Below are 19,783 nucleotides of genomic sequence, written 5' to 3' on the forward strand. Positions count from 1 at the left end.
ATGGAACTGCTCCTTCATCGAACAGGAGTTGACATCGCGATGCCCAGCGCGCACCTCACCGTCCGATGGAGAACCGGTCCCGTCCTTGCCCTGGTCGTGGCCCTCATGGTCGCCCTCCTCGCCACCCTGGGGACCCAGCGGGCCGACGCGACCGACAAGATCGACAGCGATCTCGCCGCCGCTCTGAGGAAGGACCCGGCCACCCCGTTCTGGATCCGCTTCGGCGAGAAGGCCGACCTGAGTGCGGCGCACTCCGCCAAAGGCCGCGAGAAGCAGGGCCGGAGCGTCGTCGACGCGCTGCGCGACTCGGCCCGCGGTCAACAGTCCGGCGTCCTGGCGCAGTTGAAGCGGTCCGGCGCCGAGTACCGGACGTTCTGGGCGTCCAACACCGTGTACGTGTCGCGTGGTTCGCTCGAACTCGCCAAGTCGCTCGCCGAGGACGGCAACGTCGTACGGCTGCGCGGCGACCACGTCTACGAGCTGCCCGACACGACCCAGGCCCCGAAGGTCAAGGCCGTCGCGGCGGCCGACGACGCCGAGCCGGTCGAGTGGGGCATCGGTGCGATCGGCGCGGACAAGGCCTGGAGCCAGTTCGGCAGCCACGGTGAGGGCGTCGTCATCGGCTCCATCGACTCCGGAGCCCAGTACGACCACCCGGCGCTGCGCGACTCCTACCGCGGCACCCGCGCCGACGGCACCTACGACCACAACTACAACTGGTTCGACCCGAGCAACGTGTGCGGCACCCCCTCGCTCGCGCCCTGCGACAACGCCGGACACGGCACCCACACCATCGGCACGATGACCGGCGGCCTGGCCGGCAGCGCCCGTATCGGTGTCGCCCCGGGCGCCAAGTGGATCTCCGCGAAGGGCTGTGAGGGCCGGACCTGCTCCGAGGCCGCGCTGCTCGCCTCCGCGCAGTGGATGCTCGCCCCCACCGACCTGAGCGGCAAGAACCCGCGCCCCGAGCTGCGGCCCGACATCATCAACAACTCCTGGGGCAACGACAACGGCATCGCCGTCGAGGACTGGTACCAGGACTCCGTGAAGGCCTGGATCGCCGCCGGCATCTTCCCCGTCTTCGCGGGCGGCAACGCCGGTCCCGCCTGCAACACCGCGGGCAGCCCCGGCGACTACGCCAACTCGTACGCCGTCGGCGCCTTCGACTCCAAGGGCGTCATCGCCTCCTTCTCCTCGCGCGGCCAGGGCGAGAACGGTGCGATCAAGCCCGATATCGCGGCGCCCGGCGTCAGCATCCGCTCGGCCGTCCCCGGCAACGCGTACGCGTACATGAACGGCACCTCCATGGCGGCCCCGCACACCGCGGGCGCGGTCGCGCTGCTCTGGTCGGCGGCACCCGCCCTGGCCGGTGACATCACCGCCACGCGCAAGCTCCTCGACTCCACCGCCGTCGACGTCAACGACACGAGCTGCGGCGGCACCGCGGCCGACAACAACGTCTGGGGCGAGGGCAAGCTCGACGCCCTGGCCGCCGTCACCTCCGCGCCCCGCGAGGGCACCGGACTCGTCACCGGCAAGGTCACCGACGCCGCGACCGGCAAGCCCGTCGCCGGCGCCGAGATCCACATCAACGACCGCCGGCTGATCACCGACGCGGACGGCGGCTACGAACTGCGCGTCCAGGCCGGCGAGTACAGCCTCGGCGTCACCGCCTTCGGCTACGAGGACGTCCAGCGCACCGTCACCGCCGTCGCCGACAAGACGGTGACCGAGGACATCGTCCTGAAGGCCGCGCCGACGACCACCGTCCAGGGCAAGGTCGGCGACGCCTCCGGCCACGGCTGGGGCCTCTACGCGAGGATCAGCGCGGTCGGTGTCACCGGCGCGGGCCCCTGGTTCAGCGACCCGGCGACCGGCGCGTACAAGATCACGCTCCCGGCCACCGCGCACTACACGCTGAGCGTCGACGCCCGGTCGGCCGGCTATCAGCCGCTGACCCGCGAGGTGCCGTTCACGGCCGACGCCACCGTGGACCTCGGGCTCTCCGTCGTCACCTCGCACTGTGTGGCGCCCGGCTACTCCGTGGGCGGCCTCTTCGAGCCGTTCGACTCCAGCGAGAAGCCCAAGGGCTGGACGGTGGTCAACCACGCCGACGGCGGCGGCTGGGAGTTCGACGACCCCGACACCCTCGGCAACCGCACCCCGAAGGGCAAGGGCAACTTCGCCTCCGTCGACAGCGAGTTCTACGGCTACCAGCGCACCCAGAACTCCGACCTGATCAGCCCCGCGATCGACCTGACGAAGGTCGACAAGCCGGTCCTCCAGTTCGAGACCCAGTACCAGGGCCCCTCCTGGACCCGTTCCGTCGCCACGATCGACGTGTCGACCGACGACGGCACGACGTGGACGCAGCTGTGGACCCGGCAGAAGTCCAACCTGGTCGCCTCGCTCAGCCTCCCGCTGCCGCAGGCCGCCGGGCACGACAAGGTCCGGGTGCGCTTCAACTACAAGGGCGCGTTCGACCAGTGGTGGATGATCGACGACGTGCTGGTCGGTGACCCGGCCTGCGCCGCCGTCGACGGCGGGCTCCTCGTGGGCCAGGTGAAGGACGGCAACACGGGCGGGCCTCTCGCCGCCGCCACCGTCAGCGCACCCGGCGCGGGCGACGCCGCCTCCGTGCCCACCACCGAGGACCCGAAGACCGGCGACGGCCTGTACACGTCGTTCCTGCCGCCGGGCACCCACAAGGTCAAGGCCGGGCACGACCGTTACGCCTCGGCCGAGAAGACCGTCACCGTGGGCAAGGACCAGGTGGCCACGGCCGACTTCACGCTTCAGGCCGGACGGCTCGACGTGAAGCAGGCGTCGCTGGACCCGACGGTCCGGCTGGGCGCTAGCGGCGGGCAGACTCTGACGCTCACGAACACCGGCAAGGCGCCGGTGACGGTGCGGCCGGGGTTGTCGGGGGATGGACTGACGGCGACTTCGGCCGGGACGGCGACCGCTACCGCTGCTGGTAACGGCACCGCCGATGCGGGCCAGGCCACGTCCAAGGCCGCTGCGAAGGCCGCCAAGACTGCCGCCGACTCCGGCTCATCCGCCCGCGCAGTCCCCGGCGCCAAGCCCGTCTCCGGCTTCCTGTCCACCGACACCACCGGCGGACTGACGGCAGAGCAGCAACCCACCGTGACCCCGGACAACTCCGGTGCGGGCAACGGCGATTGGGCCACCCTCGCCCCGTACCCGACCGGCATCATGGACCCCGCAACCGGCATGTACCGGGGCGAGATCTACACCGCCGGCGGCTACGACGGCACCGGTACGACCGCGAGCGCCTACCGCTACGACCCCGTCGCCCGGGACTGGACGGCCATCGCGCCGCTGAACACCGCCCGGCAGGCCGCCGCATCCGCGTTCGTCGACGGGAAGTTCATCGTCACCGGCGGCTGGTCGGCCGCCATCGACGAGCTGCCCTCCACCGAGATCTACGACCCCAAGAAGAACACCTGGACCCAGGCGGCCACGCTGCCCAAGCCCTACGGCGGCATGTCCCGCGCCGTGCTCCAGGGCAAGCTGTACGTGATCGGCGGCTGCGTCGACAACGGCACCCTGCAAGGTGACTGCGGCCGCACCGACGTCCAGGTCTACGACCCGCAGAAGGACCGCTGGGGCACCGCGGCCGACTACCCCGTGCCCGTCTCCTGGTCGTCCTGCGGCGCCCTCGCCGGAAAGCTCTACTGCGCGGGCGGCATCGACGTACGCACCGGCATCCGCACCGACGCGTTCGTCTACGACCCGGCGTACGACCACTGGTCGCGCATCGCCGACGTACCGGCCGGCACCTGGGCCGCCTCCTACAACACCGGCGGCGGCAAGCTCCTGGTGACCGGCGGCATCGGCGACGACGGCCGCACCACGGCGAAGGGCTTCGCCTACGACCCGGCCGGCAACGCCTGGTCGCCGCTGCCCGACACCAAGTACCCCTTGTACCGCGCCGGTTCGACCTGCGGCCTGACCGTCGTCGGCGGCGCGGGCCAGGGCTGGCCCGGTATGCCGAGGGTGCAGTCCTTGACCGGATACGACGACTGCGGCGCCGCCGGCCTCGGCTGGGCGTCCGCGGAGAAGGACACCATCACGCTCCAGCCCGGCGAGCGGACCACGCTGCCCGTGCACCTGGACGCCGGCAAGCTGGAGCAGCCCGGCACGTACTCCGCCGCGGTCCAGCTGCGCGACGACAGCCCGTACGCCCCTCTCTCCGTACCGCTGAACGCCAAGGTGACCCCGCCGCCCGGCTGGGCCAAGGTCACCGTGGACGTCGAACAGACGGCGTGCACCGGCGGCAGCGACCCGCTCAAGGGCGCGTACCTGGAGATCGGCGGCAGCGGCGCACCGCTGGCCCGCAAGTCCGACCGTGACGGAGGGGCCGCCGTGTGGCTGCCCGTCGACGGCCAGAGCGACCGGATCACCGTCATCGCGTCCAAGGACGGCCTCAGTTCGGCCACCGGCGCGGCCACCGTCCAGCGGTCCGGGTCCGCGCACCTGACGCTGACCCTCAAGCCGGCAGGCGGGTGCCCGGGACAGTGAGACCACTCCACGACGCACACAGCAGGGAGATTCCCATGCGCCGCAGACCCCTCTTCGGCATCTCGGCGGCGGCCGTCGTACTCGCCGCCGGGCTCGTCGGCGGTGGCTCCGTCCAGGCCGACGAGGCACCCGAAGTCACCGTCAGCGCAACGGAGTTGACGGCCACGGCGGAACTGGGCAAGTCGGCCGAGACCGCGCTGACCTTCGCCAACCACGGTACCCAGGCCCACAAGGTGATCATCGGCGAGTCCACGGGCGACTTCACGATCCAGCGGGCGGGCGCCGCCCGCAAGGACGTGAAGGGCACGGCGGACCCCCACCGCCTGACCGCCGACAGCACCAAGTCCATTGAGGCCGAGGCTCAACTCGCCGAAGCCCCTTGGGAGTCCATCACCGCCCACCCCGTACCCGTCATGGACAACCTGGTGTCCGTGGGACCGGGCGGCAAGGTCTACTCAGTGGCCGGCGTCAGCAACGCCGTCATGGTGTCGACGGTACGGGCCTACGACCCCGTCACCGGAGCGTGGAGCAGCGTCGCGCCGCTGAGCGCGGTCCGAGAGAAGCCCACGGGCGGATTCGTCGACGGCAAGCTGTACGTCACCGGCGGCTGGAACAGCTCCGGCAGGCCGATCGAGACCACCGAGGTCTACGACCCGCAGCAGGACACGTGGACCGAGGGCGCGCCCAACCCCGAACCACTGGCCGCCGCCTCGTCCGCGGTGCTCGACGGCAAGCTGTACACGGTCGGCGGCTGCGACAAGGACGTCTGCGGCCAGACGACGGTCCAGTCCTACGACCCGGCCGCCGACACGTGGAGTGCCCATGCTCCCTACCCGGAGCCGGTGTCCTGGACGTCGTGCGGAGCCATCGCGGGCCGGCTGTACTGCGCGGGCGGCTACACCGACGGCGGCGGAGCCACCCCCAGCACGTACACGTACGACCCGGCCACGGACAGTTGGGCGAAGCTGCGGAACATGCCCGAGTCGCTGTGGGCCTCCGGCTTCACGGCGGCGGACGGCCGACTCCTGGTCTCCGGCGGCTCCACCGGCGAGGAGTACACGAACGCGGGCTACCAGTACGAGCCGGCGGCCGACACGTGGAGCGCGCTGCCGAACTCGGGCCAGATCTCGTACCGGGGCGGCAGCGCGTGCGGCCTGTACCGGGTGGGCGGCACGACCGGCGGCTTCGTCGGCACGACGGACGCCGAACGCCTCCCCGGCTACGACTCCTGCGGCTCGGGCGTGGACTGGCTGACGCCGGACCCGTCGGAGTTCGTACTCGACCCGGGCCAGGAACGCACGGTCACGGTCACGCTGGACAGCGCGAACCTCGCCCAGCCGGGCACGTACACGGCCGCACTGACGGTGAACACGGGCGGCGCCGACCGCATCGCCCCGATAAAGGTGACGTTCAAGGTCACGGCCCCGCCCCAATGGGGCAAGCTCAAGGGCACGATCACCAGCGCCACCTGCGCGGCAGCATCCCCCGGCCCACTGAGCGCGGCGACGATCACCCTCTCAGCAGACGGCTTCCACAGAGTCCTCCGCACGGGCCGAGACGGCACATACGCGTTGTGGACGGGCAAGCACGAGGGCCCGCTGACGGTGATCATCGCAAAGGACGACTGGCGAGCCCGAACAACGGAAGTAACCCTGACGGACGGCGAAACGAGAGACGTGTCCTTCGCCTTGACCCCTTACCCGTTCTGCCCGAAGGGATAAGGGCCCCGTCCGCCCCCTGACACCCCCGGCCGGGGCGCTACGTCAACGCCCCGGCCGGGGGCACCACTTGGAGCAGGGCGACCTTCATGCCGCACCCACGCGCAAACCGTCAGGTCACGCGTCCTTCTTCACCGGCTCCAGAATCGCCACGCACTCCACATGATGCGTCATCGGAAAAAGATCGAACGCCCGCAGCATCCGCACCTTGTACCCGCCGTCCCTGAAGTACGCCAGGTCGCGGGCCAGCGCAGCGGGGTCGCACGCCACATAGGCGATCCGGCGCGCGCCGAGCGACGCGAGGTGCTCGACCGTCTTCTTGCCCGCGCCTGCTCGGGGCGGGTCCAGGACGATCAGGTCCACCTCGGTGATGCCCGTGCGCGGGAGGACCGTTTCTACCTTGCCCTGTTCGATGCGGACCCGGTCGAAGCCGGCCAGGTTGTGGCGGGCGTCCTCCACCGCTCGCTTGCCCGATTCGATGCCGAGGACCGCGCCCTGGTCGCCGATGCGGTCCGCGATCGCGCCGGCGAAGAGGCCGACGCCGCAGTACAGGTCGAGGGCCATCTCGCCCTTGCGCGGCAGCAGGCCCTGCATGACCGCCTTCACCAGCGTGTCCGCGGCCTGCGGGTGCACCTGCCAGAAGCCGCCGCTGCCCACGCGGTGGGTGCGGCCGTCCGCGCGCTCGCGGACGAACCCGCGGCCGTGGACCCGGTGAATACCGCCGTCCTTCTCGTCGACGCGCAGCACCGACACCGGCTTGTCGAGTTCGACCAGCGGCAGGCGCGCGCCGGGGCGCGGGGTCAGGATGACCTGGCGGTCCTGCGAGCCCGTCGCCGCGATCGCCTCGATGGACTCCATGCCCGTCCAGTCGCGCTTCTCGATACCGAGTTCGCTGACGCCGGGCGCCGCGATCATGCAGTGCTCGACCGGCTCGACCTCGTGCGAGCGGTGGCGGCGCAAACCCGCCTTGCCCGTCTCCGCGTCCACCGCGTACTGCACGCGCGTGCGCCACTGCGGGACCTCGCCCGCCGGGAGCTTGTCGCCCTCGGCCGGCATGACCGTGCCGTCCCAGCCCGCTTCCTCGGGGGTGAGGCCCGCGAGGCGCTGGAGCTGTTCGGCGATGACCTCGCCCTTGAGGCGGCGCTGCGCGCCCGGCTTGGCGTGCTGCCAGTCGCAGCCTCCGCAGCGGCCGGGGCCGGCGTACTTGCAGGGGGCCTCGACGCGGTCCTTGGAGGCCTCGATCACGGTGACGGCGTCGGCGCGCAGGAAGCGGGCGCCCTCCTCGCCGTCCGTGACGCGGGCGACGACGCGCTCGCCGGGCAGCGCGTGCCGGACGAACAGGACCTGGCCCTCGTCCGTGCGCGCGATGCAGTGCCCGCCGTGGGCGACGGGGCCGACCTCGACCTCGTACTCCTCCCCGACCAGCGACTTCTTCGGTTCTGCCTGCATGGCGGGGGCTCCACAACGTAAGGAATGCGACGGACACGGCGAACATGAGAGAACGGCCGGACAACAGCCCACCAGTCTACGTGGCTGTCGTCCGGCCGTTCACCACGGTCAGAACGAGGTCTCAAAAAACAACGACTACTTGCCGCTCGGTTCCTTGGGGCGCTTCTCCACCGGGCCGCGCCGCACCGCGCCGGGCGCGTTCCAGTCCTGGCGCCTGCGGGCGCGCTGCTTCGCGGCCTCGGAGGACTCCAGCTGGTAGGGCACGGAGGTGACCATGATGCCGGGGGTGAACAGGAGGCGGCCCTTGAGGCGCAGGGCGGACTGATTGTGCAGCAGGTGCTCGTACCAGTGGCCGACCACGTACTCGGGGATGATCACGCTCACCGCGTCGCGCGGCGACTCCCGGCGCAGGTTCTTGACGTACTCGATGACCGGGCGCGTGATCTCGCGATAGGGGGAGTCGAGGACCTTGAGCGGGATCTGGATGTCGCGGCGCTCCCACTCCGCGCGCAGTGCCTTCGTCTCCGTCGGGTCGACGTTGACGCTCAGTGCCTCGAGCGTGTCCGAGCGCATGAGCTTCGCGTAGGCGAGCGCGCGCAGCGTCGGACGGTGGATCTTGGACACGAGGACGATCGAGTGGACGCGGGACGGGCGCACGCTGTCGTCGGTCGGCGTCTCCGGTGCGGCGATCTCCTCGGAGACCCGGTCGTAGTGCCGGCGGATCGCGGTCATCGTCGCGAAGAAGATGCACATGCCGAGGAGGGCGACCCAGGCGCCGTGCGTGAACTTCGTGACGAGGACGATGACGAGGACGAGGCCGGTCAGGAAGCCGCCGAAGGTGTTGATCGCGCGCGAACGATGCATGTGGGTGCGCTTGGCCGGGTCGCGCTCGGTCTTCAGGTGCCGGTTCCAGTGCCGGACCATGCCCACCTGGCTCAGCGTGAACGAGACGAACACGCCCACGATGTAGAGCTGGATGAGCCGCGTCGAGTCCGCGCCGTAGATGACGACGAGCAGAGCCGCCGCGCCCGCGAGGAGCACGATGCCGTTCGAGAACGCGAGACGGTCGCCGCGGGTGTGGAGCTGGCGCGGCAGGTAGCGGTCCTGGGCGAGGATCGAGCCGAGCACCGGGAAGCCGTTGTACGCCGTGTTCGCCGCGAGGAACAGCACCAGGGCGGTGGCCGCGGCGAGCAGGACGAAGAAGAAGCTGCCGTTGCCGAAGACGGCCTCGGCGACCTGCGTGATCACCGGGTCCTGCACATAGCTGGAGCCGACGGGCACACCGCCCCGCAGCAGGTTGTGCGCCGGGTTCTCGGCCATCCGGACCTGGGTGGTCAGGGCGAGGACGATGATGCCGACGAGCATCGTGATGGCGAGCACGCCCATCATCGTCAGCGTCGTCGCCGCGTTCTTGGACTTGGGCTTGCGGAAGGCCGGGACGCCGTTGGAGACGGCCTCGACGCCGGTGAGCGCGGCACAGCCGGAGGAGAAGGCGCGCAGCAGCAGGAAGACGAGGGCGAAGCCCGCGAGACCCTGCTGTTCCGCCTTGATGTGGAAGCCGGCGGTGGGCGCGCGCATGACGTCGCCGAGCACGAGACCGCGGAAGGCACCCCACGCGATCATGATGAAGACGCCCACGACGAACACGTACGTCGGAATCGCGAAGAGCGAGCCGGACTCCTTGACGCCGCGCAGGTTCATCAGCGTCAGCAGCAGGATCACCGCGACCGCGCACAGCACCTTGTGCTGGACCACGAACGGGATCGCCGAGCCGAGGTTCTCGATACCGGAGGTGATGGAGACCGCGACGGTGAGGACGTAGTCCACGAGCAGCGCGCTGGCGACCGTCAGGCCGGCCTTGGGGCCGAGGTTGGTGGTCGCGACCTCGTAGTCACCGCCGCCGCTGGGGTACGCGTGCACGTTCTGCCGGTACGACGCCACCACGGTGAACATCACGACCACGACCGCGAGAGCGATCCACGGGCTGAAGTGGTAGGCCGACACGCCCGCGACGGACAGGACGAGCAGGACCTCGCCAGGCGCGTAGGCAACGGAGGACAGGGCGTCTGAGGCGAAAACGGGGAGGGCGATGCGCTTCGGCAGGAGCGTTTCAGCGAGCCGGTCGCTGCGCAGAGCGCGCCCGATCAAGATCCGTTTGGGCACGTCGGTCAGTTTGGACACGCAGAGGATCGTAAGGGGTCGGCCGGAACGCCGCCCACCCACCACCCCTCTCGTCCTCATGATCCTCACACCGGCCTTCGTGCGGGTCATCGAGGTGGGAGGACGAGAGGTCGGCGGGGTGTGGGGTCAGCCCCGGCTCCACGAAGCCAGCGGAGTGTGGGGTCAGCCCCGGCTCGACCAAGCCAGCGGGGTGTGGGGTCAGCCCCCGGTCCCGCGAAGCCGGCCGGCCGGGGCCTGGTCGGCGCGCTCCGCGAGACGGCCGACCAGCAGGCGCACCACGGCGACGATGTCCGGGTCGTCCACGAAGTACACCTGGCGGCGCCCTTCGCGCCGGGAGCGCACGAGCCCGGCGAGCTTGAGCTTCGTCAGATGCTGGCTGACGGCGGGCAGCGCTCCGCCGACGCGCTCGGCGAGCCCTGTGACATCGCTCTCACCCTGAGCCAGGGCCCACACGATGTGCAGCCGGGCCGACGACGCGAGCAGTCCGAACGCGCCCGCCGCCTCCGCCAGTACCGCGGCCGGCGGGTCGTCGAAGGCGGGCCGGTCATCGAGGTCACGTACGCCCGTCACCAATGTCGTCGTCCTCTTCCACTTCCGCTTCGGCTCACCCGGCCCACGAGGATCACAGTCTAGGTGGGCACTGTGACGCCCGTAACGCCCGCTGCGGCCCAGGTTTACGCGGCGTACACGCGGTGGCTACGGTGCTGGGGATGCCCCGCAGCCACCTTCCCGCGCAGTGGCCCGTCGCCCATCAGGGTGGCCCAGCCGCGCCGTTGAACGAACCTTCGCTCATATCTCCGCGAGAGAAACCGCCGGCGAAAGCGACAGCCGGGGAGAAACCGGCGAAAAAGCGGGACGCGTTCTTCGACAACGCCAAATACCTGGCCATCGTGCTGGTCGCGATGGGGCACGCGTGGGAACCGCTGCGCGACGACAGCCGAGCGGCCGCCGCCCTCTACATCACCGTCTACACCTTCCACATGCCGGCGTTCATCGTCATCTCCGGCTATTTCTCCCGGAGTTTCGACGCGAGCCCGGAGCGGCTCAAGCGTCTGGTGACCGGGGTCGGCGTGCCGTATGTGCTCTTCGAGGTCGCGTACACCTTCTTCAAACGGTGGGCGAACGACGACCCGACGTATCCGATCAGCCTGCTGGATCCCTGGTATCTGACGTGGTTCCTGATCGCGTTGTTCGTCTGGCGGCTCACCACCCCGCTGTGGAAGGTCGTCCGCTGGCCGGTCCCGCTCGCCCTGGCCATCGCGGTGCTCGCGTCCGTCTCCCCCGACATCGGCGACGACCTCGACCTCCAGCGCGTCCTGCAGTTCCTCCCCTTCTTCGTACTCGGTCTGTGCCTGAAGCCCGAGCACTTCCAGCTGGTGCGCCGGCGCGAGGCCCGCATCCTCGCCGTCCCCGTGTTCGCCTCCGCGCTCCTGTTCGCGTACTGGGCCGCGCCGCGTATGAACGCCGCGTGGTTCTACCGGCGCGACAGCGCGCAGGAACTCGGCGCTCCGGGCTGGACCGGGGCCGTGATGACGCTCGCGATGTTCGGCTGCTCGGTCGTCCTGGTCGCCTGCTTCTTCGCCTGGGTGCCGGGCCGGAAGCTGTGGTTCACCGCGCTCGGCGCGGGGACGCTGTACGGCTATCTGCTGCACGGCTTCGTCGCCAAGGGCTCCCGCTTCTGGGACTGGTACGACATCACCTGGCTGCACACCCCGCTCGGCGAGGTCACGGTCACTCTGGCCGCCGCGACCCTGATCACCGTGTTGTGCACACCACCGGTCCAGCGGATGTTCCGGTTCGCGATGGAGCCGAAGATGGAATGGGCGTTCAAACGGGACGCCGCCGCGATCGCCGGAAGCCGGAACGGGCGGCGCGGCTGATCGCGCGCCCGATCACGCTTGGGGCTACGCGGATGCGGGCAACGGAGACCATGCGGCATAAGCTCGCCTTGGGGCGAACGCAGCACGCGGGTCGCCCCTTGTTGCCCGGCAGACTGAGAGAGAAGAGTGAGCACGGTGTTTTCGCAGGTCATCGGGATGACCAGGACTGCGGGGTAGCGGCCGGTGCACATCGTCATCATGGGGTGCGGCCGGGTGGGTTCCGCCCTGGCCCAGACCCTTGAGCAACAGGGGCACACGGTCGCCGTCATCGACCAGGACCCCACGGCGTTCCGTCGCCTGGGTTCCGGATTCGGCGGACGCCGCGTCACCGGGGTCGGCTTCGACCAGGACACCCTGCGCGAAGCGGGGATCGAGGAGGCCGGCGCGTTCGCCGCCGTCTCCAGCGGTGACAACTCGAACATCATCGCCGCCCGCGTGGCCCGCGAGATGTTCGGCATCGAGAACGTCGCGGCCCGTATCTACGACCCGCGCCGTGCCGAGGTCTACCAGCGCCTGGGCATCCCGACCGTCGCGACCGTGCGGTGGACGGCCGACCAGATGCTCCGCAGGCTGCTGCCGTCCGGCGCCGAGCCGCTGTGGCGCGACCCCACCGGGGGCGTCCAGCTGGCCGAGGTGCACGCCTCGGTGGCCTGGGTGGGCCACAAGATCAGCCGGCTCCAGGAGGAGACCGGCGTCCGCGTCGCGTTCGTGACCCGGCTCGGCGAGGCGATCCTGCCCACGTCGCAGACGGTTCTGCAGGAAGGCGACCTGGTGCACGTGATGATGCGCACCGACGACGTCGAGAAGGTCGAAGCGGCGTTCGCCGAGGGTCCTGAAGAGGGGGGCGGTCACTGATGAGGGTCGCCATTGCCGGAGCGGGCGCGGTGGGCAGGTCCATCGCCGGTGAGCTCCTGGAGAACGGGCACGAGGTCCTTCTCATCGACAAGGCGCCGACCGCCATCTCGGTCGAGCGCGTCCCGCAGGCGGAGTGGCTGCTCGCCGACGCCTGCGAGATCACGTCCCTGGACGAGGCGGCGCTCCAGCGCTGCAACGTCGTGATCGCGGCGACCGGCGACGACAAGGTGAACCTCGTCGTCTCCCTGCTCGCGAAGACCGAGTACGGGGTCCCGCGGGTCGTCGCCCGCGTCAACAACCCCAAGAACGAGTGGCTGTTCAACGAGTCGTGGGGCGTCGATGTCGCGGTCTCCACGCCGCGTCTGATGTCCGCGCTCGTCGAAGAGGCGGTGAGCGTGGGCGACCTGGTCCGCCTCCTCCGCTTCAGCCACGGCGACGCGAACCTGGTGGAGCTGACGCTGCCGCCCGAGTCGGCCCTGGCCGGCACGCGCGTGGGCGACGTCCACTGGCCGGAGGACACGTCCCTGGTGACGATCATCCGCGGCACCCGGGTCCTCGCCCCGTCCCAGGAGGACTCCCTGGAAGCGGGCGACGAACTCCTCTTCGTGGCCGCCCAGGCCCGAGAGGAACAACTCGAAGACCTCCTCTCGGTCCGCCGCGAGGACGTAGCGGGCTAAGTCTTTTCCCTGCATACGTAAATGGGGGCCCGGAGTATCGAACTCCGGGCCCCCATTGCGCCCTTCAGGGGCGCGGGGAACTGCGCGACAAGCCCCCACGAACCGTCAGCCGCGAACGAACCTCACGCTTCCCGGCGATGACGCGCACCGCCGGCTTCCTTGCGCGCAGCCTTCGCCTCCTTCTCGGCCTGCTCCTCGGCTTCCATCTCCGCGAAGACATCGATAGGCGCGGGCGCCTTCGCCAGGAACACCCAGGTAAGCCACACGGCAAGCAGGAACGGCGGAATCTTCAGGGCGATCAGAACCCAGCCGAACTTGGTCGTGTCCGCCCACCAGTACATCGGAAAAAGAACCGCGCACTTGGCGAGCAGAATGAGCCCCCAGGCCCAACTCGCCTTCGCATAAGCCTGCTTACGGCCAGGATTACGCGTCCGCCAGGACAGGTTCTCCTTGAACACCGGCCCGAGAATGAGCCCGATCAACGGAACCCCGCACAGCGTGGTGACGATGTACGCGACGGCCAGGCCGAGCGTGTAGAGCATCCCAGGCAGGTAGAAGTCCTTGGCGTTGCCCGTCATCATCGCGAAGACGACACCGAACGCGACACCGAAGACGCCGCTGAATGCGTGCTTGACGGTGTCCCTCCGGACCAGCCGGACGACAACCAGCAACAGCGACACCGCGAGAGCGGCGATCGCCGAGACGTGCAGGTTCTTGTTGATCGTGAAGATGGTCACGAAGAGGAGGCCGGGAACGACCGTCTCCACCATGCCCCGCACGCCGCCGAAAGCCTCGAAGAGGGCGGCCTCGGTGACAGCCCTCGATTCGGCGTCCTGATCCGTGGCTTCGTGGTCCCTGGCTTCGCGGTCCGTCGGCTTGTCGAGGGACGTCACCGGCTACTCCCGTCCGAGCGGTCTGAGTTCGTACTTCGGGTTGAAGAGCACCCTACGGCCCCGGCTCATCGAGACCCGGCCGGAAGCGATCAGCTTGCGCCCCGGCTCGATGCCGACGATGGACCGGCGGCCGAGCCAGACGACGTCCAGAGCCGCGGAGCCGTCGAACAACTCCGCCTCCAGGGCCGGGACTCCGGCGCGTGGTCGGAGGGTGACCGTGCGCAAGGTACCAGTAACCGTGACTATCTGCCGGTCGTGGCAGTCACCGATGCGCGTACAGCCGTTGGTCTCCGAGTCCTCGCGCAGCTCCTCAGACTCCAGGTCCTCCTGGGACGTGGACAGCCGGTCCAGCATTCGCCGGAAGCGGCCGGCCGGCTTCTCGGACGGCGTCTCGGAACGAGGTACAGCACTCATACATGAAGCGTACCGGGGGTCACCGACAAGCCATGTCCGGGTCAGCCGCCAAGATCATCGCTCGAACCGGTACCCCATGCCCGGCTCCGTGATGAAGTGCCGGGGGTGCGACGGGTCCAGTTCGAGCTTGCGGCGGAGCTGGGCCATGTAGACGCGCAGGTAGTTGGTCTCGGTGCCGTAGGACGGGCCCCAGACCTCCTGGAGGAGCTGCTTCTGGCTGACGAGGCGGCCGGTGTTGCGGACCAGGACCTCCAGGAGGTGCCACTCGGTGGGCGTGAGGCGAACGTCACGGCCGTCGCGGTTCACCTTCTTCGCGGCCAGGTCGACGGTGAAGCCCTCCGTCTCGACGATGCCCTCGTCCTCGCCGCCGCCGGTTGGCTCGGCCCGGCGGACGGCGGCCCGCAGCCGTGCCAGAAGCTCGTCCATGCCGAACGGCTTCGTGACGTAGTCGTCGGCGCCCGCGTCGAGCGCCTCGACCTTCTCGTCGGAGGAGTGCCGCGCGGAAAGCACGAGGATCGGTACACGGGTCCAGCCGCGCAGCCCCTTGATCACCTCGACGCCGTCGATGTCGGGCAGGCCCAGGTCGAGCACGACGACGTCCGGGTGGAACGCGGCGGCGAGCTGGAGCGCGCCGGCGCCGTCGGACGCGGCCTCCACCTCGTACTTGCGCGCCTTCAGGTTGATGACGAGGGCGCGCACGATCTGCGGCTCGTCGTCGACCACGAGCACCCGGGTCATGCGTACCTGCCTCTCTGAGCAAGGGATGAAGTGGCGGGGGCGGCCTGCGGGCGGCCGGTCGCGGCGGTGAGCGTGAGGACCATGGTCAGTCCTCCGCCGGGGGTGTCCTCCGCCGTAAGTGTGCCGTTCATCGCCTCGACGAAGCCGCGCGCGACGGCGAGGCCGAGGCCCACCCCCGCTCCGCGCGGTGCGTCGCCGTAGCGCTGGAAGGGGGCGAAGATGCGGTCCTTCGCGGTGTCGGGGACGCCGGGCCCGCGGTCTACGACGCGTACCTCGACGCGGTCGCCGAGGGTGCTGGCAGCGACGAGGACCGTCTCGTCCTCGGGGCTGTACTTGACCGCGTTCTCGACGATATTGGCGACCGCGCGCTCCAGGAGCCCCTTGTCGACGGTGACCATGGGCAGGCTCTCCGGGATGTCCAGGTCGACGCTGCCGTCGGGGACGCCGACGAGCGCCATCGGGACCACCTCGTCGAGGTCGATCTCGCGCATCAGCGGGGTGACGGTGCCGGTCTGCAGGCGGGACATGTCGAGGAGGTTGCCGACGAGGTGGTCGAGGCGGTCGGCGCCCTCCTCGATGCCGGCGAGCAGTTCCGCCTGGTCCTCGGCGGACCAGGCGATGTCGTCGGAGCGCAGGGAGGAGACGGAGGCCTTGATGCCGGCGAGCGGGGTGCGCAGGTCGTGGCTGACGGCGGCGAGCAGGGCGGTGCGGATGCGGTTGCCCTCGGCGAGGGCACGGGCCTTGTCGGCCTCGGACTGGAGGCGCTGGCGGTCGAGGACGACGGCGGCCTGGGCGGCGAAGGCCGCGAGGACGCGGCGGTCCTCGGCGGGCAGCACCCGGCCGGACAGGGCGAGCGCCATGTGATCGCCGACCGGCATGTCGACGTCGGCGTCCTCGGGGCGTTCCAGGGGGTGCGGGCCGACGCTGCCCGCGCGGGTCCACGGGTCGACGTCGCTCTCGCGTTCCAGGAGGGCGACGGAGTCCATGGCGAAGGTCTCGCGGACCCGTTCGAGCAGGGCGTCCAGGCTGTCGTCGCCGCGCAGCACGCTGCTGGCGAGGAAGGAGAGGATCTCGGACTCGGCGCGCAGCCGGGCGGCCTGGTGAGTGCGTCTGGCCGCGAGGTCGACGACGGAGGCCACCGACACCGCGACCCCTACGAAGATCACGATGGCGACGATGTTCTTCGGGTCCGCGATGGTGAACAGGTGCAGGGGTGGCGTGAAGTAGTAGTTCAGGAGGAGCGTGCCGACGGCGGCCGACGCCAGGGCCGGGACGAGGCCGCCGACGAGTGCAGCGGCCACGGTCACCGACAGGACGAGCAGCATGTCGTTGGCGAGGCCCAGGTCGGTCCTCATGTGGGTGAGGACCAGGGAGAGCAGGGCGGGGCCGCCGACTCCGATGAGCCAGCCCCAGATGACCCGGGAGCGGCCGAGCCGGGCGCCGCGGGCGACGGGCAGGCCGCGGCCCTTGGCGACCTCCTCGTGCGTGACGATGTGCACGTCGAGGTCGGGGCCCGATTCGCGGGCGACTGTCATGCCGACGCCGGGCCCGAAGACGTACTGCCAGGTCCTGCGGCGTGAGGAGCCGAGGACGATCTGGGTGGCGTTGACTCCGCGGGCGAACTCCAGGAGCGCGGCGGGTATGTCGTCGCCTATGACGTGGTGGAAGGTGCCGCCGAGGTCCTCGACGAGGGTGCGCTGGACCGCGAGTTCCTTGGGGGACGCGGCGGTGAGGCCGTCGCTGCGGGCGATGTAGACGGCGAGGATCTCGCTGCCGGAGCCCTTGGCGGCCATCCGCGCCGCGCGCCGGACGAGGGTGCGCCCCTCGGGCCCGCCGGTCAGGCCGACGACGATGCGCTCGCGGGCCTGCCAGGTGGAGCGGATGTTGTGTTCGCCGCGGTACTGCTGGAGGTACTCGTCGACGCGGTCGGCGACCCAGAGGAGGGCGAGCTCGCGCAGGGCGGTGAGGTTGCCGGGGCGGAAGTAGTTGGAGAGGGAGGCGTCGATCCGGTCGGGCTTGTAGATGTTGCCGTGCGCCATGCGGCGGCGCAGCGCCTCGGGCGACATGTCGACAAGCTCGATCTGGTCGGCCCGTCGGACCACCTCGTCGGGGACCGTCTCGCGCTGGCGGACGCCGGTGATGGAATCCACGACATCGCCGAGTGATTCCAGGTGCTGGATGTTGACGGTCGAGACGACGTCGATGCCGGCGGCGAGGAGTTCCTCGACGTCCTGCCAGCGCTTGGCGTTGCGCGAACCCGGCACGTTCGTGTGCGCGAGTTCGTCCACCAGGGCGACGTCGGGGCGGCGGGCGAGGACGGCGTCTACGTCCATCTCGGTGAAGACGGCACCTCGGTACGTGAGCTCCTTGCGGGCGATCTGTTCGAGGCCGTGGAGCATCACCTCCGTACGGGGCCTGCCGTGGTGCTCGACGAAGCCGACGGCGCAGTCCGTGCCCCGCTCGATACGGCGGTGTCCCTCGGACAGCATCGCGTAGGTCTTCCCGACACCCGGTGCCGCACCGAGGTAGATCCGAAGCTTGCCGCGTCCCATGGCCCCATTGTCTTCCTGCTACGCGTGATGTACGCAGCGTCGACCCTACGGCCACCGGTTGCGGCAAACGGGGAAAGGGCGGGGCCGGCCGGCGTCTTTGACGTAACTCTGATGCGGGGGCCTAAGGCGCCCGGTGTGCTGGCCGCGCGCCCTCAGCGTGCGTCCGGCGCTCGGGGTGCGGGTCGCGCGGCCTCAGGCATCGCGGGTCAACCGGAACCCGGCTCCGTGATCTCCGTGATCTCGCCGTCGCTCAGTTCGAGCACGCGGTCGGCGAGGCCGAGGAGTGTGGCGTCGTGGGTGGCGACGAGCGCGGTGACGTGTTCGCTGCGGACGACGGCGCGCAGCAGCTCCATGACGGCGAGGCCGGTCTCGGCGTCGAGCTGGCCCGTGGGCTCGTCGGCGATGAGGAGGGCGGGCCGGTTGGCGAGCGCGCGGGCGATGGCGACGCGCTGCTGCTGGCCTCCGGACAGCTCGCCGGGTCGCTGTTCGGCGTGGTCGGCGAGGCCCACCAGGGCGAGGAGCAGCGCGACGCGTTCCTCGCGCTCGCGGGGGTCGGCCCTGCGCAGCCGCAGCGGCACCCCGACGTTCTCGGCGGCGGACAGGATCGGGATCAGGCCGAAGGACTGGAAGATGAACCCGATCCGGTCCCGGCGCAGCTCGAGGAGGCCGTTCTCGCCCAGGTCCGCGAGATCGAGGCCGTCGACGGTGATGCGGCCGCCGTCCGGTTCGTCGAGCCCTCCGACAAGGTTCAGGAGGGTCGTCTTGCCGGATCCGGAGCGGCCCTTGAGGGCGACCAGCTCGCCGCGCGGCACCTCGAAGGAGACGCCGCGCAGGGCGTGCACTGCGGCGGCCCCACTGCCGTAGGAGCGGCGCAGATCCTCGACGACGACCATGGGCCCGCCGCCGTCCTGGTCGAGGACGGCGGCCCCCGCTTCCGTGCTCTCGCTCATGCCCGCTCCCCCGTACGCTCCTCGGTCGGGCGTCAGTATGGTCACGCGGCGACGGGCCGGGCAATGGTCAGGACACCCGGCGCCCCAACTCCCGCGCCCCACAACGCCGATGGGCCGCACGCTCCTGAGGGAACGTGCGGCCCGTCTCTGGCCTGCGAGGTGTGCGGGGTCAGCGCACCTCGGTGATTTCGGGGCCGCGCTGCAGCTGGCCCATGCCGCCCGCGAAGCGCGAGCCTTCCTGGGGCTCCTGCTGGACGCCCTCGGCGACCATCTGCGCGTCGTCCGGCAGCTTCAGGACGATCGGGTCACGCGGGGCCATCGGGCCCTCACCGCGGACCACGACGGTGTCCCGGAAGATCTGCTCGAGGAGGCCCGCGGCCTGCGGCTGCACCGCGCCCTGCCCGGAGATCACTCCGCGCAGGAACCAGCGGGGGCCGTCCACGCCGATGAACCGGACGACCTGGAAGCCGCCCGTACCGTCCGGCAGCTGCACCGGCACCTGGGCCCGCAGCTCCCAGCCGAGGGGACCCTCGACCTCGTCGATGACGCCACCCTGCTGGGTGATGCCGGAGGCGATCTCCTCGCGGACCTCGCCCCAGATGCCCTCCTTCTTGGGGGCGGCGAAGCCCTGGAGCTGCACGGCGCTGTCCTGGAGGACGACCGTCGCCGCGACGATCGCGTCACCCGCGACCTCGACCCGCAGCTCCATGCCCTCGACTCCGGGCACGAAGAGTCCGCCCAGGTCCACGCGGCCCTCGCCGGGCTCGCGGACCTCGGAGACGTCCCAGGGTCCGTCGGGGCGCGGCTCGGGCTCGAGCCGCACCCGCTGCGGCTCGTCCGCGTCGTTGTCGGCGGCTACGCCGTCGACGACCTGCTCGGCCTCGCCCGCCGCGTCGTCAGCGGCCCCGTTCTTCTTGCGACGTCCGAACAC

At 70.6% G+C, this 19,783-nt stretch carries 14 protein-coding genes; 5 read left to right on the forward strand and 9 right to left on the reverse strand.

Annotation, left to right across the window (positions count from 1 at the left end):
- Positions 1–39 precede the first annotated feature (39 nt).
- Both ABZ893_RS05635 and ABZ893_RS05640 read left to right on the forward strand, forming a co-directional pair.
- Positions 40–4,545, forward strand: coding sequence for a S8 family serine peptidase (locus ABZ893_RS05635; protein ID WP_361397208.1), 4,506 nt, complete (start codon positions 40–42; stop codon positions 4,543–4,545).
- Between the two features lie 35 nt (positions 4,546–4,580).
- Positions 4,581–6,266, forward strand: a complete 1,686-nt coding sequence (locus ABZ893_RS05640) for a kelch repeat-containing protein (RefSeq protein WP_361397211.1) — start codon at positions 4,581–4,583, stop codon at positions 6,264–6,266.
- 114 nt (positions 6,267–6,380) lie between these two features.
- Here ABZ893_RS05640 and ABZ893_RS05645 read toward each other — a convergent pair whose 3' ends face one another.
- From ABZ893_RS05645 to ABZ893_RS05655, 3 genes are all read right to left on the reverse strand, one after another.
- Entirely contained in the window at positions 6,381–7,712 is a 1,332-nt protein-coding gene (locus ABZ893_RS05645; protein ID WP_361397214.1) for a class I SAM-dependent RNA methyltransferase, read from the reverse strand.
- Positions 7,713–7,847: 135 nt separating this feature from the next.
- Positions 7,848–9,893: an APC family permease gene (locus tag ABZ893_RS05650; RefSeq protein WP_361397217.1), complete on the reverse strand. Its 2,046-nt coding sequence runs from the start codon at positions 9,891–9,893 to the stop codon at positions 7,848–7,850.
- A gap of 198 nt (positions 9,894–10,091) precedes the next feature.
- Complete coding sequence (locus ABZ893_RS05655) at positions 10,092–10,463, reverse strand: metalloregulator ArsR/SmtB family transcription factor (RefSeq protein ID WP_361397220.1); 372 nt, start codon at positions 10,461–10,463, stop codon at positions 10,092–10,094.
- Positions 10,464–10,603: 140 nt separating this feature from the next.
- Here ABZ893_RS05655 and ABZ893_RS05660 point away from each other — a divergent pair, with 140 nt between their 5' ends.
- From ABZ893_RS05660 to ABZ893_RS05670, 3 genes are all read left to right on the forward strand, one after another.
- Positions 10,604–11,773 (forward strand): acyltransferase family protein, encoded by a 1,170-nt coding sequence (locus ABZ893_RS05660; RefSeq protein ID WP_361397223.1) that lies wholly within the window; start codon positions 10,604–10,606, stop codon positions 11,771–11,773.
- 183 nt (positions 11,774–11,956) lie between these two features.
- Positions 11,957–12,628, forward strand: a complete 672-nt coding sequence (locus ABZ893_RS05665; protein ID WP_361397226.1) for a TrkA family potassium uptake protein — start codon at positions 11,957–11,959, stop codon at positions 12,626–12,628.
- On the forward strand, positions 12,628–13,305 hold the full coding sequence (locus tag ABZ893_RS05670) for a TrkA family potassium uptake protein (protein ID WP_361397229.1): 678 nt from the start codon (positions 12,628–12,630) through the stop codon (positions 13,303–13,305). The genes ABZ893_RS05665 and ABZ893_RS05670 overlap by 1 nt, the downstream gene beginning before the upstream one ends.
- Before the next feature lie 122 nt (positions 13,306–13,427).
- Here ABZ893_RS05670 and ABZ893_RS05675 read toward each other — a convergent pair whose 3' ends face one another.
- The 6 genes from ABZ893_RS05675 to ABZ893_RS05700 form a co-directional block, all read right to left on the reverse strand.
- On the reverse strand, positions 13,428–14,198 hold the full coding sequence (locus ABZ893_RS05675) for a DUF3159 domain-containing protein (RefSeq protein ID WP_361397232.1): 771 nt from the start codon (positions 14,196–14,198) through the stop codon (positions 13,428–13,430).
- 3 nt (positions 14,199–14,201) lie between these two features.
- Entirely contained in the window at positions 14,202–14,612 is a 411-nt protein-coding gene (locus ABZ893_RS05680; protein ID WP_361397235.1) for an OB-fold nucleic acid binding domain-containing protein, read from the reverse strand.
- A 54-nt stretch (positions 14,613–14,666) separates the two neighbouring features.
- Entirely contained in the window at positions 14,667–15,350 is a 684-nt protein-coding gene (locus ABZ893_RS05685; protein WP_361397238.1) for a response regulator, read from the reverse strand.
- Positions 15,347–17,902 (reverse strand): sensor histidine kinase KdpD, encoded by a 2,556-nt coding sequence (locus ABZ893_RS05690; RefSeq protein ID WP_361397241.1) that lies wholly within the window; start codon positions 17,900–17,902, stop codon positions 15,347–15,349. Before ABZ893_RS05690 ends, ABZ893_RS05685 begins: the two co-directional genes overlap by 4 nt.
- A 206-nt stretch (positions 17,903–18,108) precedes the next feature.
- Positions 18,109–18,852, reverse strand: a complete 744-nt coding sequence (locus ABZ893_RS05695; protein ID WP_361397245.1) for an ABC transporter ATP-binding protein — start codon at positions 18,850–18,852, stop codon at positions 18,109–18,111.
- Between the two features lie 169 nt (positions 18,853–19,021).
- Entirely contained in the window at positions 19,022–19,783 is a 762-nt protein-coding gene (locus ABZ893_RS05700) for a DUF3710 domain-containing protein (protein WP_361397248.1), read from the reverse strand.

Origin of the sequence: Streptomyces sp. NPDC046821, assembly GCF_040645335.1 — a bacterium.
In the GTDB taxonomy this organism is placed as follows: Bacteria; Actinomycetota; Actinomycetes; order Streptomycetales; family Streptomycetaceae; genus Streptomyces.

What these genes read in the sequence shown, in the direction of transcription:
- ABZ893_RS05685 (WP_361397238.1), bottom strand. Translation starts at nt 15,350, where the DNA reads ATGACCCGGGTGCTCGTGGTCGACGACGAGCCGCAGATCGTGCGCGCC.
- ABZ893_RS05645 (WP_361397214.1), bottom strand. Translation starts at nt 7,712, where the DNA reads ATGCAGGCAGAACCGAAGAAGTCGCTGGTCGGGGAGGAGTACGAGGTC.
- ABZ893_RS05670 (WP_361397229.1), top strand. Translation starts at nt 12,628, where the DNA reads ATGAGGGTCGCCATTGCCGGAGCGGGCGCGGTGGGCAGGTCCATCGCC.
- ABZ893_RS05635 (WP_361397208.1), top strand. Translation starts at nt 40, where the DNA reads ATGCCCAGCGCGCACCTCACCGTCCGATGGAGAACCGGTCCCGTCCTT.
- ABZ893_RS05690 (WP_361397241.1), bottom strand. Translation starts at nt 17,902, where the DNA reads ATGGGACGCGGCAAGCTTCGGATCTACCTCGGTGCGGCACCGGGTGTC.
- ABZ893_RS05660 (WP_361397223.1), top strand. Translation starts at nt 10,604, where the DNA reads ATGCCCCGCAGCCACCTTCCCGCGCAGTGGCCCGTCGCCCATCAGGGT.
- ABZ893_RS05680 (WP_361397235.1), bottom strand. Translation starts at nt 14,612, where the DNA reads ATGAGTGCTGTACCTCGTTCCGAGACGCCGTCCGAGAAGCCGGCCGGC.
- ABZ893_RS05640 (WP_361397211.1), top strand. Translation starts at nt 4,581, where the DNA reads ATGCGCCGCAGACCCCTCTTCGGCATCTCGGCGGCGGCCGTCGTACTC.
- ABZ893_RS05695 (WP_361397245.1), bottom strand. Translation starts at nt 18,852, where the DNA reads ATGAGCGAGAGCACGGAAGCGGGGGCCGCCGTCCTCGACCAGGACGGC.